Here is a 1,873-nt window from a genome sequence, read left to right as displayed (position 1 = left end):
ACCATTAACCATAAACCTGAAACCACAAACCATAAACCAGAAACCAGAAACCAGAAACCAGAAACATCAAACCCCTTTCGGAACAATACCCGGCCTGATCCGTTCATCCAGCCACTGAAAAACCACATACAGCACGGGAATGACAAACACCCCAATCACCGTTCCAATAAGCAATCCTCCGGCAGCTCCGGTTCCTATGGAGTTATTTCCTTTTGCACCCACACCTGTTGCAATTACCAGTGGTAACAATCCCAATATAAAGGCAAACGAGGTCATCAAAATGGGACGTAAACGCACTTTTGCACCATCTATGGCACTGTCAACGATTGACATCCCTTGTTGGCGTCGTTGTCGGGCAAACTCAACAATCAATATGGCGTTTTTGGCCAAAAGCCCCAACAGCATAATAAGCGCAATCTGAAAATAGATGTTGTTTTCCAGCCCAAAAACCATCGTGGTTAAGTAGGCACCTGCCACTCCGATGGGTAATGAAAAGATGACCGACAGCGGCAACACAAAACTTTCATACTGGGCGGCCAATAAAAAGTAAACAAACAAAATACTCAATAAGAAGATCACCAGTGCCTGTCCGGAAGTAGCGATTTCCTCACGGGTAATCCCCGAATAGGCGATACTGTAATTGTTGGGCAGGTTGTCAGCCGCCACACGCTCTATGGCGTCAATGGCGTTACCCGAACTAAATCCCGCCGCTGCCGAACCGTTGATGGTCACCGAGTTGAACAAGTTAAAACGGTTCACTGTTTGTGGCCCATACACCCGTTCCAAAGTAACAAACTGAGAAATGGGAGCCATCTCGCCACTGCCTGTTTTTACATAAATGCTGTTCAGGCTTTCAACATTGGCACGGTTTTCAGGCAACGCCTGTACAAACACGCGGTACTGTTTTCCAAAGCGGGTAAAATCTGATGCATAGAACCCACCGATATATCCTTGTAATGTTGCCAGTATTTCATTGACCGTAATTCCTGCTTCTTTGGCTCTCGCCACATCAATGTCCAGTTCCAATTGTGGGAAGTTGGTACTGAAGGAATTGGACGCAAAACCAATTTCGGGTTCCTGCATCAAACGGGACACAAAATCTTTGGCGTTTTCGTCCAGTTCAACGAGTTCGCCAGACATGCGGTCAAGCAACTGCACGGTAAATCCTTCGGCACTACCAAAACCGGGAACGCTGGGCGGGGTAAAGAAAACGATATTGGCATCGCTGAACTTTTCACGAATTTCATTGAGTTGCCCGATAATCCCGTTCACCGAAGTTTCCTCGGTAGTGCGGTCTTCCCAGTTTTCCAGATTGATAAAACCCATACCGTAAGAACTTCCGGCACCTGCAAAAAAGTTTCGCCCGCTGATGACTGTGGCGGTTCGCACTCCCTCAATTTTGGCAATTTCAGTATAGAGGTCTTCGGTGATTTTGTAGGTCCTGTCCAATGACGAGCCCGGGGGCAATTCCATATTGATAAAAATCACCCCGCGGTCTTCGGTAGGAACAAAACCTTTAGGTAAGGTTTCACTGGTCCAGTATATAATTCCAACACTTAGCACCAGAATGCCTACAGGCACCCATTTGTTTTTGATAAGAAAACCTAATGACCTGGTATAACGCGCCCGGTTCAATTGAAATGCCGTGTTGAAAGCAAGAAAGAACCGCTGCAACAGGTTTAGTTTTTTGGTTTCACTGTTTTTATGCGGTTTCAGGAAAATAGCACTCAGCGCCGGACTCAGTGTCAAAGCATTTACTGCCGAAATCAAAATAGCTATAATAAGGGTGACCCCAAACTGTTCATAAAACACCCCGGCCGGGCCTTTGATAAAGGTAATGGGCACAAACACCGCTGCCATCACCAGGGTAATC

Annotated in this window: 1 protein-coding gene; it reads right to left on the bottom strand. The window is 46.5% G+C overall.

Annotated features, from left to right (window positions below; genetic code table 11):
* Positions 1–66: 66 nt before the first annotated feature.
* Positions 67–1,873: efflux RND transporter permease subunit (locus AC6F75_RS07615; RefSeq protein WP_500714380.1), on the bottom strand; the 1,807-nt coding region annotated here is incomplete at its 5' end.

The sequence above is a fragment of the Planktosalinus sp. genome (assembly GCF_059864935.1).
The sequence above is the reverse complement of the archived record's forward strand: the minus strand, read 5'-3'. Positions and strand labels throughout refer to the sequence as shown.